Source organism: Nocardiopsis aegyptia (assembly GCF_013410755.1).
GTDB lineage: Bacteria > Actinomycetota > Actinomycetes > Streptosporangiales > Streptosporangiaceae > Nocardiopsis > Nocardiopsis aegyptia.
In genome coordinates this window covers 3,574,730-3,596,432 of the sequence record NZ_JACCFS010000001.1, presented here as the reverse complement: position 1 = coordinate 3,596,432, position 21,703 = coordinate 3,574,730, and the positions used below count along the sequence as shown (strand labels likewise).

The following is a 21,703-nucleotide window of genomic DNA, read 5'->3' as shown; positions in this document are numbered from 1 at the left end:
GGGCTCACCCGAAGAGGTCGGTGGCCACGTCGGCGAGCAGGTCCTCGGCCTCGTCGGCGTCGACGGTGTCGCCTCCGGAGGAGGAGAGGGTGACGCTGAGCCGGCTGACGAGGTCACCGTCCCGGACGACCAGCGTCACGTTCTGGGACACGCTGCCGGTGTGGCCGTAGTCGATGTCGGCCACGACGAGCACGCTCTCGTCCCCGAAGTCCAGGGCCTTCTCCTCGGTGTCGACGACGGCCGTGTCCTCGGACTCGTAGCCGAGTTCACCCGCCTCGTCGACGGTCCACTGGTACAGGGCGTCGGCGTCGCGGGGGACCTCGTCTTCGATCTCCTCGGCCAGCGTCGCGTCGGCCTCGGACATCGGCACCGAGCGCCGGAAGAAGAGCCGCGTCTCCTCCTGGTCGGCCAGGGAGGTGGTCCAGGTGCACCCGTTGGAGTAGGTACCCGTGTACCAGGAGTAGAACTCACCGTCCACCGCGTCCAGGGCCGCCTCTCCGACCTCCGAACACGGATCGGACGGCAGGCCCGACGCGGGGCGCACCTCCGCGGGAGAGGCGAGCGCGGTGAGGACGGACCAGGTGAGGAGCCCGGCCGCGCCCAGTGTCACCACGGCGGTGACCGCCACGGTCACGCCGGTGCGGGGCGGGCGCGGGGGCGTGGGATAGGCCGTCGGATGGCCCGGTCCGGGTGGTCCGGGCGGCAACCCGGGTGGTCCAGGAGGAAACCCGGGCGGGCCTGGAGGCTGCCCCGGAGGGAACCCGGGCGGTGGACCGACCGGTGGCCCCGGGGGTGTCGCGTGCGGACCGGGAGGGGAACCGGGCGGCGGGCCGGGCTGGGATCCGGGCTGTGGCTCGTACGGCGGGCCCGGCCGGGGCTGTCCGGGAGGGGGGAAGGGCTGTCCCATGGGCGGAGGTCCGTCCGAGCGGTCGTCGACACCTGACGCACCGCATCGTCCCATGGCAGGACGGGCGAGACCATGGCAGCCCCCGGTTGTGACCTGTTCCGATCACTCCGCGGACGCGGGCCCCGGTCCGGTGGGGGAGCCGGACCGGGACGGCCGACCGGGTCAGGGGTCGGGGGTCGGGGGCGGCCCGGAGGAGTCGGTCCGCCCCCGACTCATCGGAGCGTCAGGCCGCTCCGACGTTGACGTCCACACAGGCGTAGAACGCGTTGGCCGTGTCGGCGACGTTCCACACGGCCAGGACCTTCTGCTGCCCGCTGTACCCGGACAGGTCGACGTGGTGGGTGACGGTCGACGGAGGCCGGGCCCCGCCGTCCTCGAAGTTGGCGATGCGGTCGCCGCCGATGAAGTACTCCCAGTTGGCGGTGGAGTGCATGGCGGTGAGGGTCCACGTGAAGGTCAGCGAGGTGCCCACCGGGGTCACCTGCCAGCCGTGGCCGTCGTCGTCCAGTTCGGAGAAGCGGGAGTTCCCACCGGAGCAGCTGGTGAGCCCCTTGGGGCCCTCCACGCTCTGCGGCTCCCACTTGATGCCGCCGCACTCCACCACGCCGGCGGCGCACTGGGCCTGGCGGCTGGGCGGGGCCGAGACGTAGCCGTGGGCGCTGGCGACGCCGGCGGGCATGAGCGTGAAGAGCAGCGCCGTGGCCGCGGCGACGGCGGAGGCGGAACGGATTCTGTTGCGGAACGTCATGTGCGGGGCCCTTCGGTCACGATCCCCGGGTTCCGGACCTCGTCGATCCGGCGTCGGGGAACATAGCGGGATGACACGGACCGTCTCCGGTCCAGGGCGGACGGGGGAGGCCGTCGGGGTCGGATAGCTCCCGAGGCACCGGACCACGTCGTCCTGGAGGCGGACCGGCGCGACCGGCCACCTCCACCCGTCCATCGCCGCGACCGTAGAAAGACCGTCACTCCACGTCAAGGCCCCGGTTACGCGGTGTTGACCGCCGCGCCCCGTACCAGTGGCCGTCCAGGGGACACGGCCGTCGCCCACTGGTACGGCCGGGGCACGGGAGCGGCCGCGGCGGCGACCTGGCCCGCACACTGCCCGCCCCGTCCGCGGTCTGCCCCACCGCCCGTACCGCGCCCGCCGCGCCGGGGCGCCCACCGGACCAGACCTGACCTCCAGGCCACACTTTCCTATCCCGCGCCCGGAGCAGCCATCCGTCCCGGCGGGAAAACCCGTGGCCGCCGCCCGGTAAACACGTCTACGATCGCCGCCATGCCGCCCCGCTTCCTGCCCGGGCTCGACCTCGCACGGGCGCTGCACACCGACGCCGTCGCCCCGCTCATGGCCGCGTATCTGCCCCACACCCCCTACTCCGCGGCGCTCGTCGGCCCCGGATCGGAGGTCCTCGGCCTGGACACCGAGCGCTCCACCGACCATGACTGGGGTCCGCGCCTGCACCTCTTCCTCTCCGATGCCCGCGACCGGGCGCGCGTGCGCGAACTCCTGGCCGACCGCCTGCCGGACCGGGTGCGCGGGTGGCCCACCCGGTTCGTCCCGGCCACCGGTGACCCAGGCGTGCGCCTCCTGGACCACGCCGGCTCCCCCGAGGGCCGGCACGGGGTCGACGTGGCCGACCTGGGCGCGTGGTGCGGGACCTGGCTCGGTTTCGATCCCGCGCGCGGCGTCACCACCGCCGACTGGCTCGCGACGCCCGCCCAGCGCCTCGCGTCGGTCGTGGGCGGAGCGGTCTTCCACGATCCGGTCGGCGACCTCGCCCGCCTCCGGCGGCGCCTGACCTGGTACCCCGACGACGTGTGGCGGTACGTGCTGGCCTGCCAGTGGCGACGTGTGGCGCAGGAGGAGCCGTTCGTCGGCCGGTGCGCCGAGGCCGGGGACGATCTCGGCGCCCGGGTCGTCGCCGCGGGAGTCGTCCGCGACCTCATGCGCCTGGCCCTGCTCCTGGGGCGCCGGTACCCGCCCTACGCCAAGTGGCTCGGGAGCGCGTTCGCCCGTCTGCCCGGGTCGGGTGGGATCGCACCACTCCTGTCCCGGGCGGTGCGGGCCGACACAGGGGCCCTGGCCCGGGCCTGCTCCCTGCTCGCCGAACGGCAGAACGACACCGGCCTGGCGGCTCCCCTGGACACCCGCCCCCGCCCCTTCCACTCCCGGCCCTACCCCGTGCTGGACGCCGATCGCTTCACCCGCGCGCTCCTGGACCGCGTGCGCGACCCCGATCTGCGCGGCCGGCCGCCGGTCGGAACGGTGGACCAGTTCACGGACCACTCCGACGTCCTGACCGCGCCCTCGGTGTTCCGCGCCCTGGGCGGGTCGGACCTGGGGCAGGATCCGAAGCCATGACGTAGCGACACGAATGCGGACGGCGTGCCATCCAGTGTGCCGAGCGGTCACCGGCATACGATCCAGACATGGGTCCCACGTCCGATGACTCGCCCCTGAGGCGGATCACCTCCGAGGCCAGCCTGCTGGGCGGCGCCGGCTACGCCGTGCTGCTGCAGATCGCCCACCCGAGCGTCGCGCAGGGCGTCCACGACCACAGCGACTTCTCGTCGCGTCCGCTCGACCGGCTGCGCGGCACGCTCTACTACGTGTACGGGCTGGCCTACGGCAGCGAGGAGGAGCGCGAGCGCGTCCGCGCCATCGTCCTGGCGATGCACCGCAAGGTCACCGGCCCCACCTACCGCGCGCTCGACCCGGACCTGCTGTTGTGGGTGGCGGCCACGCTGTTCCACTCGGGGGTGCGGCTCTACGAGCTGACCGTCCGCGAGTTGAGCGAGGAGGAGTTCGCCGACTACCTCGACGAGGCGTCGATGTTCGCGACCGCCCTCGGCCTCCCGATCGAGGAGTGGCCGGCCAGCCCGGCCGAGTTCGACGCCTACTGGGCCAAGGCGATGGGCCGCCTGGAGGTGGGGGACGTCGCGCGCGGCCTGGCCGCCCAGCTGTTCCGTCCGGCCAACCCGCTGCTGTGGCCGCTCACGTACACGCAGCGCTTCCTGTCGGGCGGGCTGCTGCCGTCGGAGCTGCGCCGGCAGTACGGTATCCCCTGGTCACCCGGCCACCAGCGCGGATTCGACCTGCTCATGCGCACGATGCGGCGCGTCTACCCGCACCTGCCCGACGGTGTCCGCACCCTGCCCGCCGCCCTGTACCTGCGCTCCCTGCGCGGCCGCGGGGGGTGGCTGCGGCCGAACGGGGCGACCGCGTCGAAGGCACGGAACGGGGTGGCAGGCCGTCGTCCGACCCGCCGGCTCAGTCGACCGGGTCCGACAGATCCAGCAGCGCGGCGCGGGCCGTCCCGGCCTCGGGAAGGTCGAGTTCGGTGAGGGTCGCCTCGGCGTCCGTCAACAGCTCACGCGCCCGGGCGGGAGCCATCGTCGGCGCGGGGATCCGCCCCAGCGCGAGCGCCGCCCGCGCCGCGGCATAGCGTTCGTTGCGCTCCGCCGCGATGGCATGCGCCTTCTCCAACGCGGTGACAGCCTCGTCGTGCCGCCCGGCCGCGGCGTAGGTCAGTCCGAGGTCGGTGAGGATCTCCGAGTCTCCACTGTGATCGCCGAATTTCTCTGCCAGGGAAAGCGCGGTGGTGTGACACTCGATCGCTTGTTCCGAACTGCCCGCCGCCCGGTAGGCGACTCCCAGTGAGTTGTGAACGTACACCTGGTTCCCCGCGAGTTGCAGGCGCAAGGACAGTTCCAGGGCCTCTTTCAGGTCCTGGAACGCGACCTCCAGTTGCCCCAGGCCGACCCGGGCCTCGCCCATGACGCGTTTGGCATACGCTTTGGATTCATCACGGTCCTCCTCGGGCGCCGCCAGAATAGCTGATTCCGCGCAGCGCAGGGCCTCCCGGTGATCGCCGAGCGTTCCACGAAGCACGGCGAGATTGTTCCATTGAAGCGCCTCGACCGCAGGGTCGCCCAAGGAGGAGGCGTATTCGAGGACGTCCTGGATGGCCTTGGCCGAGTCCACGAAACGCCCCACTCTCTCATAGACGATACCCAGATTCGCCAAAGCCCTGATGATTCCTCTGTCGTCACGCATGGCGATCAGAAGGTCGCGGGCCTCGACCAGGAGCGACAGTGCCTCATCGAAGCGACCCGATATGTAGTGAGCGATTCCCAGACCGATGAGTGTCACGGCACGGCCACGCTGATTTCCCTGGCTGCCGCTGATCTGCAGCACACGTTCATGAGAACCCAACAGGAGAGCCATGTGGCCCCGCATGGCATAGAAACGCCAAACCGAATCCGCCATCCGCCAGGCGAGGTCGCCGTTCTCACTCGAAGCGAAGTACTCAATCGTCTCCGCGAGGTTCTCCTGATGAAGGGAGAACCAGCCCTCGGCGTCCTCCCTTCCGAAAAGGTCTGTCCGATATCCCGAACGCACTCTGTCGTCATCGTTGTGCCCGCGGGGGCCCAGGAGGTCGGCGGCATGCTGGGCTGTGGCCAGGTAGTACTCCGCCAGACGTGTCCTCGCCGCCGCGACCTGCTCATGGCCGTGCTCCGCCAGTGCGCGTTCCAACGCGAACGCCCTGATCAGGTCATGCAGGCGATAGACGTCACCCTGGGGCTCCTCGAGCAGGCAGACCCCGACGAGTTCCTGGAGGATGTCATCGGCGTCCTCGACCGTCATATCGAGGAGTGAAGCCGCTCCGACGAGATCGACCGTATTTCCGATGATCAGTCCCAACAAGCGAAACGCCCTGCGCTGATGAGCGTTGAGGCTTCGGTAGGACAGATCGATCGCAGACTCGACGCTCTGCCCCTCGACCCGCAGTTCGCGAAGCTTGCGGTTCTGTTCACCGAGACGTTTGACCACATGGGCGAACGACCATGTCGGACGCGTGAGCATGCGTCCAGCGATCACGCGAAGCGCAAGCGGCAATCCACCACAGATCCGGGCAATTTCCCGCGCCTGTTCCGGCTCACTCTGGACGCGTTTCTCTCCCAGAACACGACTGAAGAGCTCCAGAGAAGAGGACTCGTCGAACATGCCCAGGGATAGAAACCGTGCTCCACTCAGGCCAGAGAGTTCGGTGCGAGCCGTGATCAGCGTCATCGACCCAGGCGCCGAAGCCAGCAGAGGACTGACCTGAGCGAAGCTGGCCACATTATCCAGGATGAGAAGTACTCTGCGCCCCATCAGGGTCGCTCTCCACAGAGCGGCACGCTCATCGAGCCGTTCCGGTACGGACTCGGGTGGAACGCCGACGGCACGCAACAGAGCGCTGAGCGCGGACGAAGGGTCGAGGGGCTCCTTGTTCGAGGTATAGCCGTAGAGGTCTATGAAAAGTTGCCCGTCGGGGTAGCGTTTCGCGACTTCGTGGCCGAAACGGACCGCAGTAGTCGTTTTCCCTTCCCCACCGCTGCCGGTGATGACACAGACCTGGGCCTGCCCCCCGGAAGGAGACGCTGCCTCGTCGAGCTTGCGCAGGGACTCCTCCCGCCCCGTGAAGTCGGGAAGATCCCGGGGAAGGTCGTTGCGCACCACGAACCGAAAGGCCGTGTCGGAGGAGGGATCGGACGCTGAGCGCGCTGCCGGCCTCTGTGGGACCTCCTCCCGGAGGATGCGTGTGTGCAGGGCGACGAGCTCCGGCCCTGGATCCACTCCCAGCTCTTCGGCGAGCCGTGCCCTCAACTCCTCGTACACGGCGAGCGCCCGGGCCCGTTCGTTGTCCCGCCACAGGGCGGTGATGAGCAGATGGTGCAGGCGTTCCCGGAACGGTTCCTCGCTGACCAGCGGGTTGAGACGCGATACGACAGCGGCGTACCGTCCAAGGTTCAGCGCACAGGTGCCCCACGCCACGACGGCGCTCCAGTACTCCTCCTGAAGCGGCGCGACCACCGAGTGGTCGAGATACTCCGAACCAACGCCGGAGAAGGGCGTTCCCCTCCAACAGTCCAAAGCTTGGTTCAGTAGCTCTGCCGCAACCTCGGGTGGCGCCTCAGAGGCCGTGTCCTGGAGCCGCCGAAACCGGTGCAGGTCCACGGAGTCCGGGTCGACGTTCAGGACGTAGCCACCGGGCGTCGTGGCGATGGTGTCGGGAAGGAGCCGACGCAAGTGGGAGATCTGGACCTGGATGACCGACCGCGCCGTGCGTGGCGGGTCATCGTTCCAGAGAAAGGCGATCAGCTGATCCAGCGTCACCTCTCGCCCCAAGTAGACCAGCAGCGCCCCGAGCACACAGCGTTGGCGTGGTCCACCGACCGGCATCGGCCGGCGGTCGGACCAGACGGTGATAGGGCCAAGCACGCCGAATTCCACAATCGCCAACACTAGCAAGGCGACTTGACGTGAAGCAGAAGTCCGGTCACAGGAATGACTCCGAGTACCCCCCTCTGCACAAGTACTCGGAGTGATCCTTTGGCTACCTCAGCGCGAGGCTACTTGCTCTCGTCCGGCGTCTCCTCGGCCGGCACGCCCTCTTCCGGAGATCCCTCGGCCGGCGCGCTCTTCTCCGGGTCGGGCTCCTGGAAGGGACGCATCTTGGCCGAGGGGGAGACGCCGGCGACCATCGCCTCGAACTGCTCGTCAACCGTCAGCATCTTCGGCACTCGAACTCCTCGTCTCACTGCGCTGGTGTAGAGCCGCAATGTGGCCCTACGTCGTCTACGAAGCATCATGGGGGATCACCGCCTTGGGGGGACCAGTCACCCGTGGCGGTTCCGCCTCAGACTCGCCACGGGTGACCTGTGTCCAACGAACGCCGGACCGGTCTTCGGCCACGAGCCGTCCTCTCGTGGGAACCGATCGCGTCGAACGTGTTCCACACTAGAGAGATCCTCTTCCACTCCGCTTTCAGTCGGCTTTCAGCGTCTGAGCAGCGGTTTTCATGACGGAACGTTGCCACACCCGCACACTGCGACCTCGGTCCGGCGCCACCGGGCGGTGACCGGGTGCGGCCAGACCGTGTTCCGCCCGAACGGGTGAATCCGTTCCGTGCGTTCCACGGCACTTTCCGTTGGCACAAGGCGAGGAAAGCATCTGAATTCTCACGGACCTTTTCGCCCGCCCCGCAACCGAGCACTTCCGGGAAAACCCGTCGTCGTCATCCCCACCGGAAAGGGCGCGAAAGCGTTCCACCGGTGACCTCTTGTGGCCTTGTGGGGATGAATCGGGGCGGTTGTCCGCTCTGGCCCGTACACTTCCTTCTCGTGGTCCACCATGCCAGTACCGACGAGGCCCCCCGCCGGTCGCTGATCCCCCGGAGCCGACTCGCACGCGCCGCGGTGGCGACCGCCGCGGCGGCGGTCCTCGCGCTCGCGATCGGCGGCATCGCCGTGGCCGGCGGGCTGGAGTCGGCCGACGCGACACCGCGACCCTCCTCCCCGGGCGAGGAGATGCGCAACAAGCTGTTCGCTTTCACGCCGCACGAGGCGCGGCTGGTCACGGACGAGTACGGCTTCGAGATCCACGTGCGCGCGGACGTGGAGGTCCACGGGGTGAACGAACCCGTCACCGTCCAGACCGTCGGCTCGACCATGGTCGCGCGCGTGCTGCCCGGCGGCCAGGAGATCACGTTCCCCACGGCCGGCGCCGTGCGCTACCCCGGCTCCCCGACCTTCGAGTACCAGCCGCACATGCGGGACGAGACCGACCTGAACTGGTCGGTGTCGGACAACGCCCTCCTGGACGACCTCTTCACCGAGGAGGAGCTCGCGGAGGGCGGGGACGCGGAGATGTTCGGCCCCAAGGACGAGGCCACCGAGCAGGGTGTGACCGCCGAGGACGTCGAGGGCATCGAGATCAGCCTCCACGAGGCGGAGAAGATCCGGACGCGCGACGGGCAGGAGCTGTGGGTGGACACGCCCGTCGTCGTCGGCGTGATCGAGCTCCCCGTGGAGAGGGTCTGACCGTGTCAAGCCCCGCGGTCCGCCGCCTGTGGACCATCCTCGCCTCCGTGGTGCTGGTCGTCGTGATCGTCGCCCTGCAGCGGTTCGTCGTGCCCGAGCAGGACCAGCTCGACCCCATCCCCACCTCCGGCACCGCGGACGCCGCGGTCGCCACCGACGACTTCACCGCCGAGGTGGTCGAGTCGGGAGTGTCGACCGCGCTGGAGGCCGCCGGCACCGAGGGCACCACGGAACAGGTCGAGGCCAACGGGGTGTGGGTGGCCGTGTGGGTCCGGGTGACGGCCGAGCACACCACCATCGACGCGATGCACGCCGAGCTGCGCATGGACGACGGCACGATCTACTCCGAGCGCGGGTGGTTCACGGACTCGCTCGCCCGGGCGGACTTCTCCCCCGGGATCACGGTGTACGGCGCGTTCGTGTTCGAGGTCCCGCAGGACCGGCTGGACCGTCCGGCCCTGCTCCTCACGAACGCCACCGGCCTCGACCGGCGCCTGGGAGCCCAGGCGGACATCGACCTGGCCCTCACCGACCCGGCTCCCTCCGACGAACCGATCGCCCTCCTTCCGCCGGAGGTCCAGATGGGGGACAGCGCCGATGCATCCGAATGACCCGCGCCGCCGGCGCGGACGGCTCCCCGACGAACAGGACCCGTGGAGCGGCCGACGCCCCCAGGGCGGACCAGGACCCGCCCCCGGGGCGGGCCCGCCGAACCCCGTGGCGCCTCAGGGCCGCCCGGACCCCGCGCCGGAGCGGCAGCCCCGGCCGCCTCGCGTACCCCAGGAGCGCCCGGGCCGCGTCCCCGGACCGGACCCGCTGGATCCTCGAACACCACAACAACCCCAGCAGCCCCAGGCGCCCCAGGCCCAGGGGCGGCACAGCCGGCCCGGGACCGGCGGAGACCAGGGACCCGACGTCCCACGGGACCCCCGACGCGGCCAGGGCCGACCGGGTGGCGGGCCCCAGGAACCCCGGTATCCCCGGCAGCCGCCCGGCCCCCAGGACCCGCACGGCGGTCGCGGCGCTCCGACCGGCGGCTCCCAGGGACCGCGGAGACCGCCGGACGATGGGGGACCCCGGCCGTCCCGTCCCCCTCGCCCGCAGGAGCCCCGTCGGCCCCAGGACGACACCGGTGCGCGGAACCCGTACGCACGGCCCCCCGCGTCCGCCGGCCGCCGTGGCCCCCAGGACGCCACCGGCGCCCAGAACCCGTACGCACGGCCCCCGGCCTCCACTGACCGACGTGGGCCCCGGGACGCCACCGGTGCGCGGAACCCGTACGCACGGCCCCCGGCCTCGGACGACCCCCGCGGGGCTCAGCGGCCTCCCGGCCGGCGGGCACCGGCGCTCACGGACGCCGCGCGGCAGGGGGCCGGCGGCCACCCCGCGGCGCGCTCGGGCCCGCCGCCCGAAGACGGTCGCGGACACCGGGTACCGCCCACCGGTCCGCAGGCGGGCTGGGCCCACCCGCCCCGGGGAGTCGGTGACGACACCCGGACGGCCGGCGCCGCAGCGGCCGTCGGCGCGCCCGCCCGCGGGCACCGCCCGCCCCACGAACCCTCCGGGCGTTCCGGCACGCTCCGGCACGCGCTGCCGCTGTGGCGTCGCATGCGCCTGCCCTACCTGGCGGGCCTGGCCGTCCTGTTCCCCGTCATGCTCGTCTGGCCCTACAGCACCGAGTACCAGGCCGGGCTCGACCGCGGGACCATCCCCCCGGAGGCCCGCCTGGTGGACGGCGACACGACCACGCTCGCGGGAAGCGAGTGGCGGTCGGTCGGCTCCCTCGTGGGCAACATCGGGGACGAGGAGCCCCCGCCCGAAGGCGTTCAGCTGGTGGACATGGCCTTCGAGGTCACCCCCTCGGACGAGGAGGCGAGCGAACTGCTGGCCGCGCACTGCGCCTTCCGCGCCGTCGACGCCCAGGGGCGCTCGTGGATCCCGACGCACGAGTACTCCCTGCGCCAGTTGCTGGACGAGCCCGGCAACTTCGCGGGCGGGGGGTGCACGAACGCCGAACACGAACCGATCGCGCCCGGGGAGGGCCAGGCGTTCGCGTTCTCCTTCCTCGTCCCCGAGGACGTCGCCGAGGACCTGCTCTTCGAGGTCACCGTGGCCACCAGCACCGCGGAGCAGCAGCCGCGGCCCGAAGCCGTCCTCTTCGAGGCCGAGATCCTGGAGTGATCCCGGCACCGGCGCCGCCCGGGTCTCCCCGCCGCCGATCCCGTTCCAGGCCGCCACGGCCCCGCCACAGCCCCGCCGGGCCCGGTCGGGTCAGGCTGGGCCCCTACGTCCCGCCACGGCCCTCCGGCCCCTCTGACCCTTCCGGCCCCGCCGACCCCGGCTCAGCGGCGGACCGGCCGCCCGAGCGCGTGGTTGGCCACCCGCCACACCCGGCGTCCCGGGCTGCTGTGCTCCGCCTTGCGCAGGGCGATCTCGAACGCCGCGCCCAGCAGGCACACCCGCAGCACCATGTGCGCGGCCTCCACGACGAAGTCGACCGGTTGGAGCCACGGCCACCACTCACCGGCGAACGAGCCCGGACCCATCACCACGTACACCGCCCGGCCGAGCTGGCTGAACACCACGTCCAGCACCACGAACGCCAGGCAGAACGACAGGTAGAACACGGGCCCGACGCCGAGCACGAAGCGCAGGGCGTTGAGGCACGGCGTGTACTTGCCGTACAGGTCCTTGCCGATGGCCTCACCGAACGCCTTGCCGGCCCGGATCGCCTTGTCCGCCACGCGGCCGAGGTCGCCCCTCCGACCGGGCTCCGCCAGGTAGTCGTCGTGATCGTCCACCTCGGCGCGGTAGATCACGGCGGCGATGGTCAGCCACAGCAGCGGACCGGCCACACCCGCCTTGAGCGAGGCCCACAGGGACGCGATCGCGGCGGCCGCGGTGTCCGACAGGTGGGGGAGGTCCACCATCGTGCCCAGGCCGTCGACGGAGACGGCGAGCGACTCCTTGACCGTCACCCACCCGACCCGGCTGGTCAGCCACGTCTGTGCCTCGGTGACCAGGTGCCCCAGGGAGAACAGGAACATGAACATCCACACGCCCTCGAAGAGGGCGGTGAGGACGCCCAGCGCCGGGTTGCGGCTCGACTCGTAGAACCGCCCGCACACCCGCCGCAGGATCCACGCCACCGCCGCCACGGCCAGCGGCATCCCGTACCAGCTCAGCGTGGTCGGTTCGGCGAAGGCCTCCAGCCCCTCGGTGTTGAGGAGGCTGATGCTGTAGATGTTGTACTCCTCGGCGATCAGCCCCCACGCCCCGTAGAAGAGGAGGAAGGGCAGGATCGCCAGAGCCACACCGTCGACGACGCGGCGCTCGCGTTCGACGAACCCGGTCCTCTTGTGCCGGCGCACCGGCTCGGCGCTCAGCTCGCTGTCGATGGTGCGCAGGCTCGGCCGCACCAGCTGGAACATGACGACGAACGTGATCAGCGTGACGAGCAGGGTCAGACCGAGCCCGGCCAGCGGCAGCGTCGAGTTGACGTCGGAGAAGGCCACCAGGCCGCGCATGAGCAGCGAGTGCACGAGCATGCCGGCCGTGTAGACGCACAGCAGCGGCACCCAGTAGCGCCACACGAGGTCGATCGTGTACGCCGGGAGAAGGACTGCGGAAGACGTCGGTCTGGCCATAGGTTCATAGAGATTAGCGGGCATGACCGTGAGGGACCCCTGGCGTTCCACGGTCGGGTCCCGGCGGCGGGCGGCCGCTGCCGAACACACGCGACGCGAAGCGGGAGGGCTGGATGCGCGAGGTCGACGGAAACGGCTGGGTGAAGCTGCCGGACGGGTCCCGGCGGTGGGGGGTCTACGGCGCGGCCGGGCTCCTGCTGTACGCCAGGGACATGGCCGGAACCGGCCACGTGCTGCTCCAGCACCGGGCGGGCTGGACCCACATGGGCGGCATGTGGGGGATCCCGGGCGGTGCGCGCAACCGCGACGAGACCCCTCTGGAGGCCGCGGTCCGCGAGTTCCGCGAAGAGGTGTCGGGGGACCTGGAGGGCTACACGGTGCTCGGCGCGCACGAGCACGACCTCGACGTGTGGCGCTACGACACCTTCCTCGCGAGCGTGCCCGACCTGCGGCCCTACCGGGCGGCCAACACCGAGAGCGAGGAGATCCGCTGGGTACCCGTGGCCGACACCACGGCGCTCCCCCTCCTGCCCGCGTTCCGCACCGCCTGGCCGCGCCTGCACGCCGACCTCGTGGCGGCGGTGAGTCTGGCCGAACCGGGCACTTCCGCCTCCGGCTGATCGTTGGTCCCTGTGAGGTGCTCGGCGTCAGGCCGCCTCCGGGGCGGTACCGAACCGGGCGGCGGGTCCGACCGAAATCAGTGACCGTATCCCAGCGCAGGTGCCGGGGTGCGGCCTCGGGGGTAAGTCAGGGACAGGCCCTGATGCGCGCGGAGCCCCGACCTTGCATCCTGGATGGGACGCCCCGGCGAAGAGCGGGCGTCACGCGATTCGACTGGAGCGGTGAACATGACGCTGGAGCGCGGCAACGCATTCACTCCCGTCGCCTCGGCGACGATGATCTGGCCCTGGGGGGCGTCACTGCTGGGCGGCACTGTGACCGGTGCGCTCTCCTTTCTCATGAACTTCGGTCTGGCCGGTATCCCCACCGCCGTCTCGACCGGCATCTTCTTCTTCGCCCTCATCGGCGGGGTCGGCGGTGTCCTGAGCAAGAAGGGCGACCGCCGCGGCCGCCGCTGGGCGGCGACCTACCCCTTCCGCTACGCGACCGCCCCGGCACTGCTCGGCGGCGGCGCCACGGCCGTGATGACCTATATCGCATCCGTGATCGGAAGCTTCGCGATCTTCAGCGGTCTGTTCGGCGCCCTCTTCGCTGGACTGGGTGTGGGGCTGGTGCTGTGGGTCCTCATCGGCGTCGTGGCGATGGTCGCCGGCAACAAGAACTAGGCGCGGTGCGACCGCCCGCCGGCCCTCTGGAGCGCCACCGAGATGGTGGCGAGGAACAAGAGGGCCTAGGCTCGGTGTTTCCTGTCCGGAGGCGGGACAGACGACACTCACCTACGGGAGACAACCGGCGCCGATGACTGAAGCTGCTCGTCAGAAGATGGTCGAGCGGGTCCGAGGGCTCCTCCGCATGGCGGAGGACCCCTCGGTGACTGATGCCGAGAGCCAGGCGTTCACCGCCAAGGCCGCCGAGCTGATGACCCGCCACGCGATCGCCGAGGCCGAGGCCCGCGCAGAGCGGGGCGAGGAACCCGACGCGATCAGCCGCATGGACTACACGGTCCCGGGGGTGGGCGGCCACGGTAAGGCCCGGGTCCGGGCACTGGCCGACATCGCGGCGGCCTACGGCTGCCAGTCGGCGGTCCGGGGCAACACGTCCGAGAACACGGACCGGACCATCATCCTGGTGGGAACGGTCGACGCGCTGGACGCGCTGCGCATGCTGATGCCGTCGATCTCCATGCAGATGGAGGCGTCGGCGAAGTTCATGAGCTCCTCGCACGTCACCGACATCCGGGAACTGCGCAACTACACGCGCTCGGAACTGGAGACGGAGCGCAAGCGCTACTACCGGTCGTTCGTGCGCGCCTACGGGCAGGCCGTCGCGGAACGCATTCGTGAGTTCCGCGCCCGTTTGCAGGAATCGGCGGCTCCAGAAGGGGTTTCCGGTTCGGCCGAAGGGGCGCGCTCGCGCGGCGCGGAACTGATTCTGCGGGACGACGTGCACCGGGTGAACGAGGAGTTCCAGAAGCAGTTCCCCCAGTTGCGCAAGCACCGCCCGGAGCGCACGCACAGCGCGGCCGGCGCGCGCGCCGGATACCGCCGCGGCCGTCAGGCGCAGCTGGGCCTGGACACGCCGCTGAGCAGTGGCGGGACCTCCGCGCTGGCCGAGAGCGACTGACCCGCCGAACCGTGCTCCCGGCGCCCTCGCACGCCCGCTCGCGGGTGTTCGGGGGCACTCACTCCGCTGAACCGCCGACGTTGTCCACAGGCTGTGCACAGAATCGGCCCATGTGGCGTTTTCCCACGTCAATGCGGAAATCCGAGAGCTTTCCGAGGGTGTTTCGGGTGTTTCCGTGGGTGATGACCCTGAGTTATCCACAGACCCGCGGACCAGCCTGTGGATAACTCTGTGGACACGCCGGGGCGACCCCGGCGACGTCACGAGCGACCGCTCAGGGCACTCTCAGGGGCTGGACGAGGTAGCGGAACGCCGGGGCGTCGCCCTCCTTGGCGGGCACGTCGGTGAACACCGCGGGCTTGGTCGGTTCGGTGAAGTTCAGGTAGGCGGTGTCGGTCTCCACCCCCGACAGCCCGTCGAGGAGGTAGTCGGGCCGGAAGGCGATCCGCAGGGGATCGCCCTCGTAGCCGACCTCGATCGCCTCGACCGCCTGGGCGTCCTCTCCCGAACCGGCCTCCAGCACCACCTCACCCGGGGTGAAGGCCAGCCGCAGGGGCGTGTTGCGGTCGGCGACCAGCGCCACCCGCTTCACGGCCTCGCTCAGCGGCGCCACCGCCACCTCGGCGCGCGCACCGAACTCCCGGGGGAACCACGACTCGTACTTGACGAAGTCGCTGTCGATCAGCCGGGTGGTGGTGCGCCGCTCTCCGTTCTCGAAGCCGATCATGCCCTCGCCCGGGGAGAGGGCGACTCCCTCGCCCACGCTGACCGTGGACAGGGCGACGTCCACGTTGGACCTGCCGATCATGCCCTTGACGGTGTCCTGCAGCGTGCGTGCCGGGACGAGCGCGGCCAGGTCCACCCCCGGATCCTCCGGGCTCCACCACAGCTCGCGGACGGCGATGCGGTAGCGGTCGGTGGCCACGACGCTCAGGGTGTCGCCGCTGAAGTCCAGGTAGGCGCCGGTGAGCATGGGCAGGGTGTCGTCGCGGCTGGCCGCCGGGCAGACCTGGCGCACGGCGGCGGCGAAGGGGTCGGCGGGCACCGAGCCGATCCGCCCGGGCATGCCCGGCAGTGACGGGTAGTCCTCCAGCGGCATGGTGATGAGGGTGAAGCGCGCGGCGCCGCCGGTGATCAGCAGCTTGGTGCCGTCGGAGTCGATGAACACCGACCCCGGCGGCAGGTTGCGCACGATCTCGGCGAGCAGGCGCCCGGGGACCAGGGCCGCGCCGCCCTCCTCGGAGAGCACCTCCACCGAGGCGCGCGTGGAGACCTCGTAGTCGAAGCCGGACAGGTGCAGCGACGTGCCGTCGGCCGCGACCTCCATCCGGGTTCCCGCGAGCACCGGGACGGCCGGGCGGGTGGGCAGGGCGCGGGCCGTCCAGGCCACCGCCTCGGCGAACGCGTCGCGATCCACTCGCAGCTTCACGGTAGGGCCTCCTCATGGTCGAACCTCGTGGTGAACGTACCCATGAGCACGGACATTCGACGCCGGAGGCGGGGGCCGATCCGCGACCGCGCGGACCGGCCCGCCGGCTCGGCCGGGCGGTCCGTCCGGGCTACTTCCGGTTCGGCTTCAGGGTCCAGAGCACCGTCATGCGGCCGGTGACGGTCCCGTCGTCCGTACGCAGCTCGATCTCGACCGGGAACTCGGGCCGCCGCCCCTCGTCGAGGTCGGCGACGACCTCCTCGCGCGAACGCCCGAGCACGGCCTCCGCCGTCACGTCGCCCATGGCGAGCTTGAGGTACTGGATCTCGGCGCTCACCGCCAGCGGCACGGCCCGGTCGAGCTGGTCGCCGAAGGTGCCGATGACGATGGCACCGGAGGCGGACTCGGCCAGGGTGAACATGGCGCCGGCGTGGGGACCGCCGACGTGGTTGTGATGCTCTGCGTTGTCGGGGAGCCGCATCACCGCGCGCCCGAAGTCGAGGTCCGTGAAGGTCACGCCCAGGGTCCGCGCGAAGGGCACGGAGGCCAGGAATCCGGACTTGACCGCTTCCGCCGTCTCGGCGTTCATGTCTGCCATACCCACGATGTTACTGCCGAGTAACCACTCCGTGCCACCCACCCGAGCCGCATCGCCCGATCCGCCACCCGTTAAGCGGAGCTGAATGGTAGTTCTGGGAGCATGACCGACTGGGACCTACGCAAACTGCGCGTCCTGCGCACCCTCGACGAGCTGGGCACCGTCAGGGCCACCGCGGCGGCCCTGCACATGACACCGTCCGCGGTGTCCCAACAGCTGTCCTCCCTCGCCGCCCAGGTCGGCGTCCCCCTCCTGGAGGCCCACGGGCGCCGCGTCCGCCTGACCGACGCCGCGCACGTCCTGCTCCGCCACACCGACCTGGTGCTGGCCCAGCTCGAACGGGCCGAGGCCGAACTCGACGGCTTCGCCCGCGGGGAGTCCGGGCACGTCCGGGTGGGTTCGTTCGCGACCGCCATCCCCTCGCTGGTCGTGCCCGCGCTCACCGCCCTGCGCCGCGACCACCCGGGTCTGACCGTCCGGGTCCACCAGGCCGAGGCGGCCGAGGTCTACGACCTCCTCGCCGCCGGGGAGGTCGACATCGGCCTGTCCCTGGCGGCCGAGGCCCCCACCGGCCAGGACGGGCGCTACGACCGCACGGAGCTGCTCACCGACCCCCTGGACGTCGCCCTGCCCGCGCACCACCGGCTGGCCAACTCCCCCGGCCTGCGCCTGGCCGACCTCGCCGACGAGCCCTGGATCTACGGCGACGCCGGCCCCTGGCACGACATCACCGTGTCCGCGTGCGCCCAGGCCGGCTTCGCCCCGCGGCAGGCGCACGTGGCGGCCGACTGGCGGGCCATCCTCGACATGGTCGCGGCGGGGATGGGGACCGCCCTGCTGCCCCGGCTGGCCGCGCCGGAGCGCACGCCGGGCGTCGCCCTGCGCGTCCTCGCCGCCGACCAGCCCCGCCGGCACGTGGTCACCGCCGTGCGCGCGGGCGCGAGCCGGCGCCCGCAGATCGTCCAGGTCACCCGGTACCTCACCGAGACGGCCCAGGGAATCGCGCGATCAAACGTTCAGCTCAGCTGAACATACTGATCGAAAACTCTCGATGGACGTGATCAATTCTGCCTGTCAGTCTGGAGGCAGACCGATCAACCGACCCTTCGGGAGAAGCATGACCGCGACCCAGCCCGTCGATCCGAGCGCCTACAACGCACAGCCGTACCAGGGCGGCGACCCCTTCGCCGACTACAAGGACACCAAGCTCGACTTCTCCGCCCTCGTCGACCTCGCCGATCGCCGACTGGGAGGCGGAGTCGTCGCCGCCAACGACGAGTTCTTCGCCCAGCGCGAGAACCTCCTCAAGACCGGGCCCGCGGTGTTCGACCCGCACCTGTTCGGCCACAAGGGCAAGGTCATGGACGGGTGGGAGACCCGGCGCCGCCGCGGCGTGAGCGCCGAGCAGCCGCACCCCACCGACGACGACCACGACTGGGCACTCGTACGCCTGGGCCTGCCCGGCGTCGTCCGCGGCCTGGTCGTGGACACCGCCCACTTCCGCGGCAACCACCCGCGCGAGATCAGCGTCGAGGCCGCCCACGTGGAGGGCACCCCCTCCACCGACGAACTGCTCGCCGCCGAGTGGACCGAGATCGTACCCCGCACCTACGTGTACGGGCACGCGGCCAACGGGTTCGAGGTCGCCCAGGAGCGCCGGTGGACCCACCTGCGCCTCAAGCAGTTCCCGGACGGCGGCGTGGCCCGCCTGCGCGTGTACGGCGAGTCGGTCGTCGACCCCGCCTGGCTCTCCGCCCTGGAGGGCTTCGACGTGGCCGCCCTGGAGAACGGCGGCGTCGTGGAGGACGCCTCGGACCGCTTCTACTCCCCGCCGGAGAACATCATCACGCCGGGCCGCTCGGCGAAGATGGACGACGGCTGGGAGAACCGCCGCCGCCGCGACAATGGCAACGACTGGGTGCGCTTCCGGCTCACCGCGCAGGCCTCCGTCCGCGCCGTCGAACTCGACACCGCCTACCTCAAGGGCAACTCGGCGGGCTGGGTCACCATCCTGGGCCGCGACGCCGAGACCGACCCGGACACCTGGTTCGAGATCGTGGGCCGCACCCGCCTGCAGCCCGACAGCGTGCACCGCTTCGTCCTGGACGCGCCCGTGACCGCCACCCACGTGCGCACGGACGTCTTCCCGGACGGCGGCATGTCCCGCCTGCACGTCTTCGGCTCGCTGACCGAGACCGGCCGACGCGCCCTCACCGGCCGGTGGAACGCCCTCACCGGCTGACGGACCGCCCACGGCGCCGCGACGACCGCGGCGTCGTGGGCTACCATGGCTCGCGGAGATCCGCTCTCCCCGGGAGGGTTCGCATAGCGGCCGAGTGCAGTGCTCTTGAAAAGCACCAAGTCCTTGACGGGGCTTCGTGGGTTCAAATCCCACACCCTCCGCAGAATCCGGAAGTCTCCGCAGGTCGGGGGCTTCCGTAGGACACGGCGAAGGCCGGTGGTTCAGGGTCGATGCACATATGGTGCACACGGCCCGGTGACCACCGGCCTTCGCCTTTCGCGCGGCCGGGTACCGGAAGGTTCGGCGGGGTACCTTTCCGGCATGAGCGCCGCAGAGCACGCGCACGAGCACCTCGTGGCCGTGGAACGGGACTGGTCGGCGGCGATCGTCGCCAACGACCCCGACCGGATCGGGTCGTTCATGACGGACGACTGGGTGATCGTCTCGGGCCGGGGCGTGGGGACCCGGGAGGAGTTCCTCGGCCACGTCCGCTCCGGGGACCTGACCCACTCCGCGATGCGGGACACGGGCTCCTTCCGCGTCCGCGTCTACGGCGACGCGGGCGACACGGCCGTCGTGACCGGACGGGCGACGAACACGGCGTACTTCCGTGGGCGGCGCTTCGACGCCGACGAATGGGTGACGGACGTGTTCGTGCGCCGTGACGGCCTCTGGAGGTGCGCGCTCACCCACCTCGCCACGGCCGAGACCGGCTGAGCGGCCCGGACTCCCACCGGCCCGGCGCGGTCCCCGCCCGGAGCGCGGGGACCGCGGTGTACCCGCGCCTACTCCGGTTCCTCGTCCGCGTGCCGGGGCAGGACCACCACCGGGATCGTGGAGTGGTGCAGCACCGTCTGGCTCACCGAGCCCAGCAGCAGGCCCCGCACGCTGCCGCGCCCGCGCGACCCCACCACGATGGCGTCCGCGCCCGTGGCCGCCTCCAGCAGCGCCTCGGCCGGACGGGACCTCGTGCGCACCACGCTGACCGTCACCTCGGAGTGCTCGGGCCGTTCGTCGACCACGTCGGCGAGCAGCTCCGCCACCAGCTTCTCGGACTGCTCCTCGAACAGCTCCTCCTGCGGCTGCCACCCCGACGCGGTCAGTGCGACCGGGTCGTAGGCGAACGGGATGTCCCAGCTGTGGACGACCACGACCTCGCCGCCGGACTCCTCGGCCAGGTCCATCGCCAGGCCCAGGGCACGACGGGAGTTCGCACCGCCGTCGACGCCGACCACGACCTTGTCGAGCGACGTCGTCGCGGGCTTCTTGTCCTCGGCGGTCGGAACCACCACCACGGGGCAGGGCGCCTGGCTCGCCACGCGCAGGCTCACCGAGCCCACGAACATCGACGCCACACTGCCCAGTCCACGCGTGCCGACCACGATCAGGTCGCCTGGGTGGCTCTGGCGCAGCAGCGCCAGCGGCGCGTCCTCCAGCGTGGTCACCGTCTCCACGACCACCGAGGGCCGCACCGAGCGGGCCCGCTCGGACGCCGTGGCGAGCACCTCGGTGGCGTGTCCCCGCATGTCGTCGGTCGGCTCGAAGCGCGTCGGCCCCCCGTACGCGCTCACGATCAACGGCATCCCCAACGCGTGCACCAGCCTCAGCGGCACGTCCCTGCGGACCGCCTCGACCGCGGCCCACTCGACCGCCGCGTCGGCGTGGTCGGACCCGTCGTACCCCACCACCACGTGGGCTGTGCGTTCACTGTCTGCCATGCTTCCTCCCCCTGAGAGCCACGGACCATCCTGACGTAGGAAGGCACCGCGATGTGGGATCGGCACAGGGCCGAAAGACCCTACCTCCGGGTCACTCGGTCTCGTCCGAGTGCGGCGGCAGGACGGCCACCGGGACGCGGGCGTGGTGCAGCACCCCCTGGCTGACCGAACCCATCACCAGGCCGCGGACCCCGCCGCGGCCGCGCGAGCCCACCACGATCAGGTCCGCGTCCTCGCCGGCCTTGAGCAGCGCCTCCACCGGATTGGCCTGCATCCGGACGGCACTGATCTCCAGGTGTTCGGTGCTGTCGTCGATGACCTCGGCCAGCACCCCGGCGACGACCTCCTCCGACTGGCGGTCGAAGACCTCCTCGTGGACCGACTGCGCGTCGACCGCCGCCGAGTCCACGTCCGCCGGCAGCGGCACCTCCCAGCTGTTGACGACCACCACCTCGGACTCGCTGACCAGCGCCTCGCGCAGACCGAAGCGCAGCGCGCGGTGCGAGGAGTCCGACCCGTCCACCCCGACCACGATCCGCCCCCGGCGCCGCCGCGGCCGGTCGGCGTCCGGGACCACCACCACCGGGCACGGCGCGTGCGAGGACGTCCGCGCGCTCACCGAGCCCAGCATGATCGCCCTGATCCCGCCGAGCCCGCGCGAGCCCACCACGATCACGTCCCCGTGCCGGGCGTCGTCGAGGAGCACGGCGGGCGCGTCGTCCTCCGCCAGGACGTCGACCACCTCCACCTCCGGTCTGGCCCGGCGGGCGGCGTCCACGCTCTCGGCGAGCAGCGCGCGGCCGCCCTCCACGAGGTCCTCCTCCACCGCGGCACGGTCGGGCAGGGGGTGGACGCCCAGCTTCGACGCCAGCCCCATTCCGTGCACGATCCTCAGCTGTTCCCGCCGCCGGTCCGCCTCGTCGACCGCCCAGAGCAGGGCGGCACGGGCGGCGGGTGAGCCGTCCACGCCGACGACCACCGCGGGCGGGCGTTCCTGTGCGTTCATCCTCAACCCTTCCCTCGTCTCCATTGTCCGACAGGGACGG

Annotated in this window: 20 protein-coding genes and 1 tRNA gene; 12 read left to right on the top strand and 9 right to left on the bottom strand. The window is 71.3% G+C overall.

The window, feature by feature from the left end; genetic code table 11:
- Nucleotides 1–4 precede the first annotated feature (4 nt).
- Both HNR10_RS16160 and HNR10_RS16155 read right to left on the bottom strand, forming a co-directional pair.
- Nucleotides 5–628, bottom strand: a complete 624-nt coding sequence (locus tag HNR10_RS16160; RefSeq protein ID WP_179824469.1) for a hypothetical protein — start codon at nucleotides 626–628, stop codon at nucleotides 5–7.
- A 502-nt stretch (nucleotides 629–1,130) separates the two neighbouring features.
- On the bottom strand, nucleotides 1,131–1,655 hold the full coding sequence (locus tag HNR10_RS16155; protein WP_179824467.1) for a lytic polysaccharide monooxygenase auxiliary activity family 9 protein: 525 nt from the start codon (nucleotides 1,653–1,655) through the stop codon (nucleotides 1,131–1,133).
- Between the two features lie 531 nt (nucleotides 1,656–2,186).
- Here HNR10_RS16155 and HNR10_RS16150 point away from each other — a divergent pair.
- Together HNR10_RS16150 and HNR10_RS16145 are read left to right on the top strand one after the other, a co-directional pair.
- The gene (locus HNR10_RS16150; RefSeq protein ID WP_179824465.1) at nucleotides 2,187–3,272 is read left to right on the top strand and encodes a DUF4037 domain-containing protein; all 1,086 of its coding nucleotides are present in this window, start codon (nucleotides 2,187–2,189) and stop codon (nucleotides 3,270–3,272) included.
- A 68-nt stretch (nucleotides 3,273–3,340) separates the two neighbouring features.
- Nucleotides 3,341–4,255, top strand: a complete 915-nt coding sequence (locus tag HNR10_RS16145; protein ID WP_179824463.1) for an oxygenase MpaB family protein — start codon at nucleotides 3,341–3,343, stop codon at nucleotides 4,253–4,255.
- Here the strand turns inward: HNR10_RS16145 and HNR10_RS16140 are convergent.
- Both HNR10_RS16140 and HNR10_RS16135 read right to left on the bottom strand, forming a co-directional pair.
- Nucleotides 4,182–7,190 carry an AfsR/SARP family transcriptional regulator gene (locus HNR10_RS16140; RefSeq protein ID WP_449409990.1) on the bottom strand — a complete coding sequence of 1,003 codons (3,009 nt, stop codon included), beginning with the start codon at nucleotides 7,188–7,190 and terminating at the stop codon, nucleotides 4,182–4,184. The two genes, HNR10_RS16145 and HNR10_RS16140, sit on opposite strands and share 74 nt — an antisense overlap.
- Before the next feature lie 119 nt (nucleotides 7,191–7,309).
- Nucleotides 7,310–7,480: a hypothetical protein gene (locus HNR10_RS16135; RefSeq protein WP_179824461.1), complete on the bottom strand. Its 171-nt coding sequence runs from the start codon at nucleotides 7,478–7,480 to the stop codon at nucleotides 7,310–7,312.
- A 600-nt stretch (nucleotides 7,481–8,080) separates the two neighbouring features.
- Here HNR10_RS16135 and HNR10_RS16130 point away from each other — a divergent pair.
- From HNR10_RS16130 to HNR10_RS16120, 3 genes are all read left to right on the top strand, one after another.
- Nucleotides 8,081–8,779, top strand: a complete 699-nt coding sequence (locus tag HNR10_RS16130) for a hypothetical protein (RefSeq protein ID WP_179824459.1) — start codon at nucleotides 8,081–8,083, stop codon at nucleotides 8,777–8,779.
- Between the two features lie 2 nt (nucleotides 8,780–8,781).
- Nucleotides 8,782–9,390: a DUF4352 domain-containing protein gene (locus HNR10_RS16125; protein ID WP_312889291.1), complete on the top strand. Its 609-nt coding sequence runs from the start codon at nucleotides 8,782–8,784 to the stop codon at nucleotides 9,388–9,390.
- 997 nt (nucleotides 9,391–10,387) lie between these two features.
- The gene (locus HNR10_RS16120) at nucleotides 10,388–10,960 is read left to right on the top strand and encodes a hypothetical protein (protein WP_179824456.1); all 573 of its coding nucleotides are present in this window, start codon (nucleotides 10,388–10,390) and stop codon (nucleotides 10,958–10,960) included.
- Nucleotides 10,961–11,121: 161 nt separating this feature from the next.
- On the opposite strand, the gene HNR10_RS16115 is transcribed toward HNR10_RS16120, so the two are convergent.
- Nucleotides 11,122–12,372 (bottom strand): hypothetical protein, encoded by a 1,251-nt coding sequence (locus HNR10_RS16115; RefSeq protein WP_312889290.1) that lies wholly within the window; start codon nucleotides 12,370–12,372, stop codon nucleotides 11,122–11,124.
- A gap of 167 nt (nucleotides 12,373–12,539) precedes the next feature.
- Here HNR10_RS16115 and HNR10_RS16110 point away from each other — a divergent pair, with 167 nt between their 5' ends.
- From HNR10_RS16110 to HNR10_RS16100, 3 genes are all read left to right on the top strand, one after another.
- Nucleotides 12,540–13,046 (top strand): NUDIX hydrolase, encoded by a 507-nt coding sequence (locus tag HNR10_RS16110; RefSeq protein WP_179824452.1) that lies wholly within the window; start codon nucleotides 12,540–12,542, stop codon nucleotides 13,044–13,046.
- A 228-nt stretch (nucleotides 13,047–13,274) separates the two neighbouring features.
- On the top strand, nucleotides 13,275–13,712 hold the full coding sequence (locus tag HNR10_RS16105; protein WP_179824450.1) for a hypothetical protein: 438 nt from the start codon (nucleotides 13,275–13,277) through the stop codon (nucleotides 13,710–13,712).
- A 157-nt stretch (nucleotides 13,713–13,869) separates the two neighbouring features.
- Nucleotides 13,870–14,670 (top strand): DUF2786 domain-containing protein, encoded by an 801-nt coding sequence (locus HNR10_RS16100; protein WP_179829773.1) that lies wholly within the window; start codon nucleotides 13,870–13,872, stop codon nucleotides 14,668–14,670.
- Nucleotides 14,671–14,944: 274 nt separating this feature from the next.
- On the opposite strand, the gene dnaN is transcribed toward HNR10_RS16100, so the two are convergent.
- Together dnaN and HNR10_RS16090 are read right to left on the bottom strand one after the other, a co-directional pair.
- Nucleotides 14,945–16,099, bottom strand: coding sequence for a DNA polymerase III subunit beta (gene dnaN / locus HNR10_RS16095; RefSeq protein WP_312889289.1), 1,155 nt, complete (start codon nucleotides 16,097–16,099; stop codon nucleotides 14,945–14,947).
- Nucleotides 16,100–16,229: 130 nt separating this feature from the next.
- Complete coding sequence (locus HNR10_RS16090) at nucleotides 16,230–16,688, bottom strand: DUF4442 domain-containing protein (protein WP_179829771.1); 459 nt, start codon at nucleotides 16,686–16,688, stop codon at nucleotides 16,230–16,232.
- Nucleotides 16,689–16,799: 111 nt separating this feature from the next.
- On the opposite strand from HNR10_RS16090, the gene HNR10_RS16085 reads away from it, so the two are divergent.
- The 4 genes from HNR10_RS16085 to HNR10_RS16070 all read left to right on the top strand — a co-directional run bounded on the left by HNR10_RS16085 (nucleotide 16,800) and on the right by HNR10_RS16070 (nucleotide 19,656).
- The gene (locus tag HNR10_RS16085) at nucleotides 16,800–17,726 is read left to right on the top strand and encodes a LysR family transcriptional regulator (protein ID WP_179824448.1); all 927 of its coding nucleotides are present in this window, start codon (nucleotides 16,800–16,802) and stop codon (nucleotides 17,724–17,726) included.
- An 88-nt stretch (nucleotides 17,727–17,814) separates the two neighbouring features.
- On the top strand, nucleotides 17,815–18,939 hold the full coding sequence (gene alc, locus HNR10_RS16080) for an allantoicase (protein WP_179824446.1): 1,125 nt from the start codon (nucleotides 17,815–17,817) through the stop codon (nucleotides 18,937–18,939).
- A 72-nt stretch (nucleotides 18,940–19,011) separates the two neighbouring features.
- Nucleotides 19,012–19,100, top strand: a tRNA-Ser gene (locus HNR10_RS16075).
- A gap of 160 nt (nucleotides 19,101–19,260) precedes the next feature.
- The gene (locus HNR10_RS16070; RefSeq protein ID WP_179824445.1) at nucleotides 19,261–19,656 is read left to right on the top strand and encodes a nuclear transport factor 2 family protein; all 396 of its coding nucleotides are present in this window, start codon (nucleotides 19,261–19,263) and stop codon (nucleotides 19,654–19,656) included.
- 68 nt (nucleotides 19,657–19,724) lie between these two features.
- Here HNR10_RS16070 and HNR10_RS16065 read toward each other — a convergent pair whose 3' ends face one another.
- Both HNR10_RS16065 and HNR10_RS16060 read right to left on the bottom strand, forming a co-directional pair.
- Nucleotides 19,725–20,657 carry a universal stress protein gene (locus HNR10_RS16065; RefSeq protein WP_179824443.1) on the bottom strand — a complete coding sequence of 311 codons (933 nt, stop codon included), beginning with the start codon at nucleotides 20,655–20,657 and terminating at the stop codon, nucleotides 19,725–19,727.
- Nucleotides 20,658–20,748: 91 nt separating this feature from the next.
- A complete protein-coding gene (locus HNR10_RS16060) occupies nucleotides 20,749–21,663 on the bottom strand; it encodes a universal stress protein (protein ID WP_179824441.1) in 915 nt (304 codons plus the stop codon).
- Between the last annotated feature and the right edge of the window lie 40 nt (nucleotides 21,664–21,703).

Bases quoted from the DNA above. Each gene is read 5' to 3' on its own strand.
- HNR10_RS16065 (WP_179824443.1), bottom strand. From the start codon at position 20,657: ATGGCAGACAGTGAACGCACAGCCCACGTGGTGGTGGGGTACGACGGG.
- HNR10_RS16150 (WP_179824465.1), top strand. From the start codon at position 2,187: ATGCCGCCCCGCTTCCTGCCCGGGCTCGACCTCGCACGGGCGCTGCAC.
- HNR10_RS16085 (WP_179824448.1), top strand. From the start codon at position 16,800: ATGACCGACTGGGACCTACGCAAACTGCGCGTCCTGCGCACCCTCGAC.
- HNR10_RS16120 (WP_179824456.1), top strand. From the start codon at position 10,388: ATGCGCCTGCCCTACCTGGCGGGCCTGGCCGTCCTGTTCCCCGTCATG.
- HNR10_RS16070 (WP_179824445.1), top strand. From the start codon at position 19,261: ATGAGCGCCGCAGAGCACGCGCACGAGCACCTCGTGGCCGTGGAACGG.
- HNR10_RS16060 (WP_179824441.1), bottom strand. From the start codon at position 21,663: ATGAACGCACAGGAACGCCCGCCCGCGGTGGTCGTCGGCGTGGACGGC.
- HNR10_RS16145 (WP_179824463.1), top strand. From the start codon at position 3,341: ATGGGTCCCACGTCCGATGACTCGCCCCTGAGGCGGATCACCTCCGAG.
- HNR10_RS16110 (WP_179824452.1), top strand. From the start codon at position 12,540: ATGCGCGAGGTCGACGGAAACGGCTGGGTGAAGCTGCCGGACGGGTCC.
- HNR10_RS16100 (WP_179829773.1), top strand. From the start codon at position 13,870: ATGGTCGAGCGGGTCCGAGGGCTCCTCCGCATGGCGGAGGACCCCTCG.
- HNR10_RS16090 (WP_179829771.1), bottom strand. From the start codon at position 16,688: ATGAACGCCGAGACGGCGGAAGCGGTCAAGTCCGGATTCCTGGCCTCC.
- alc (WP_179824446.1), top strand. From the start codon at position 17,815: ATGACCGCGACCCAGCCCGTCGATCCGAGCGCCTACAACGCACAGCCG.
- HNR10_RS16155 (WP_179824467.1), bottom strand. From the start codon at position 1,655: ATGACGTTCCGCAACAGAATCCGTTCCGCCTCCGCCGTCGCCGCGGCC.
- HNR10_RS16105 (WP_179824450.1), top strand. From the start codon at position 13,275: ATGACGCTGGAGCGCGGCAACGCATTCACTCCCGTCGCCTCGGCGACG.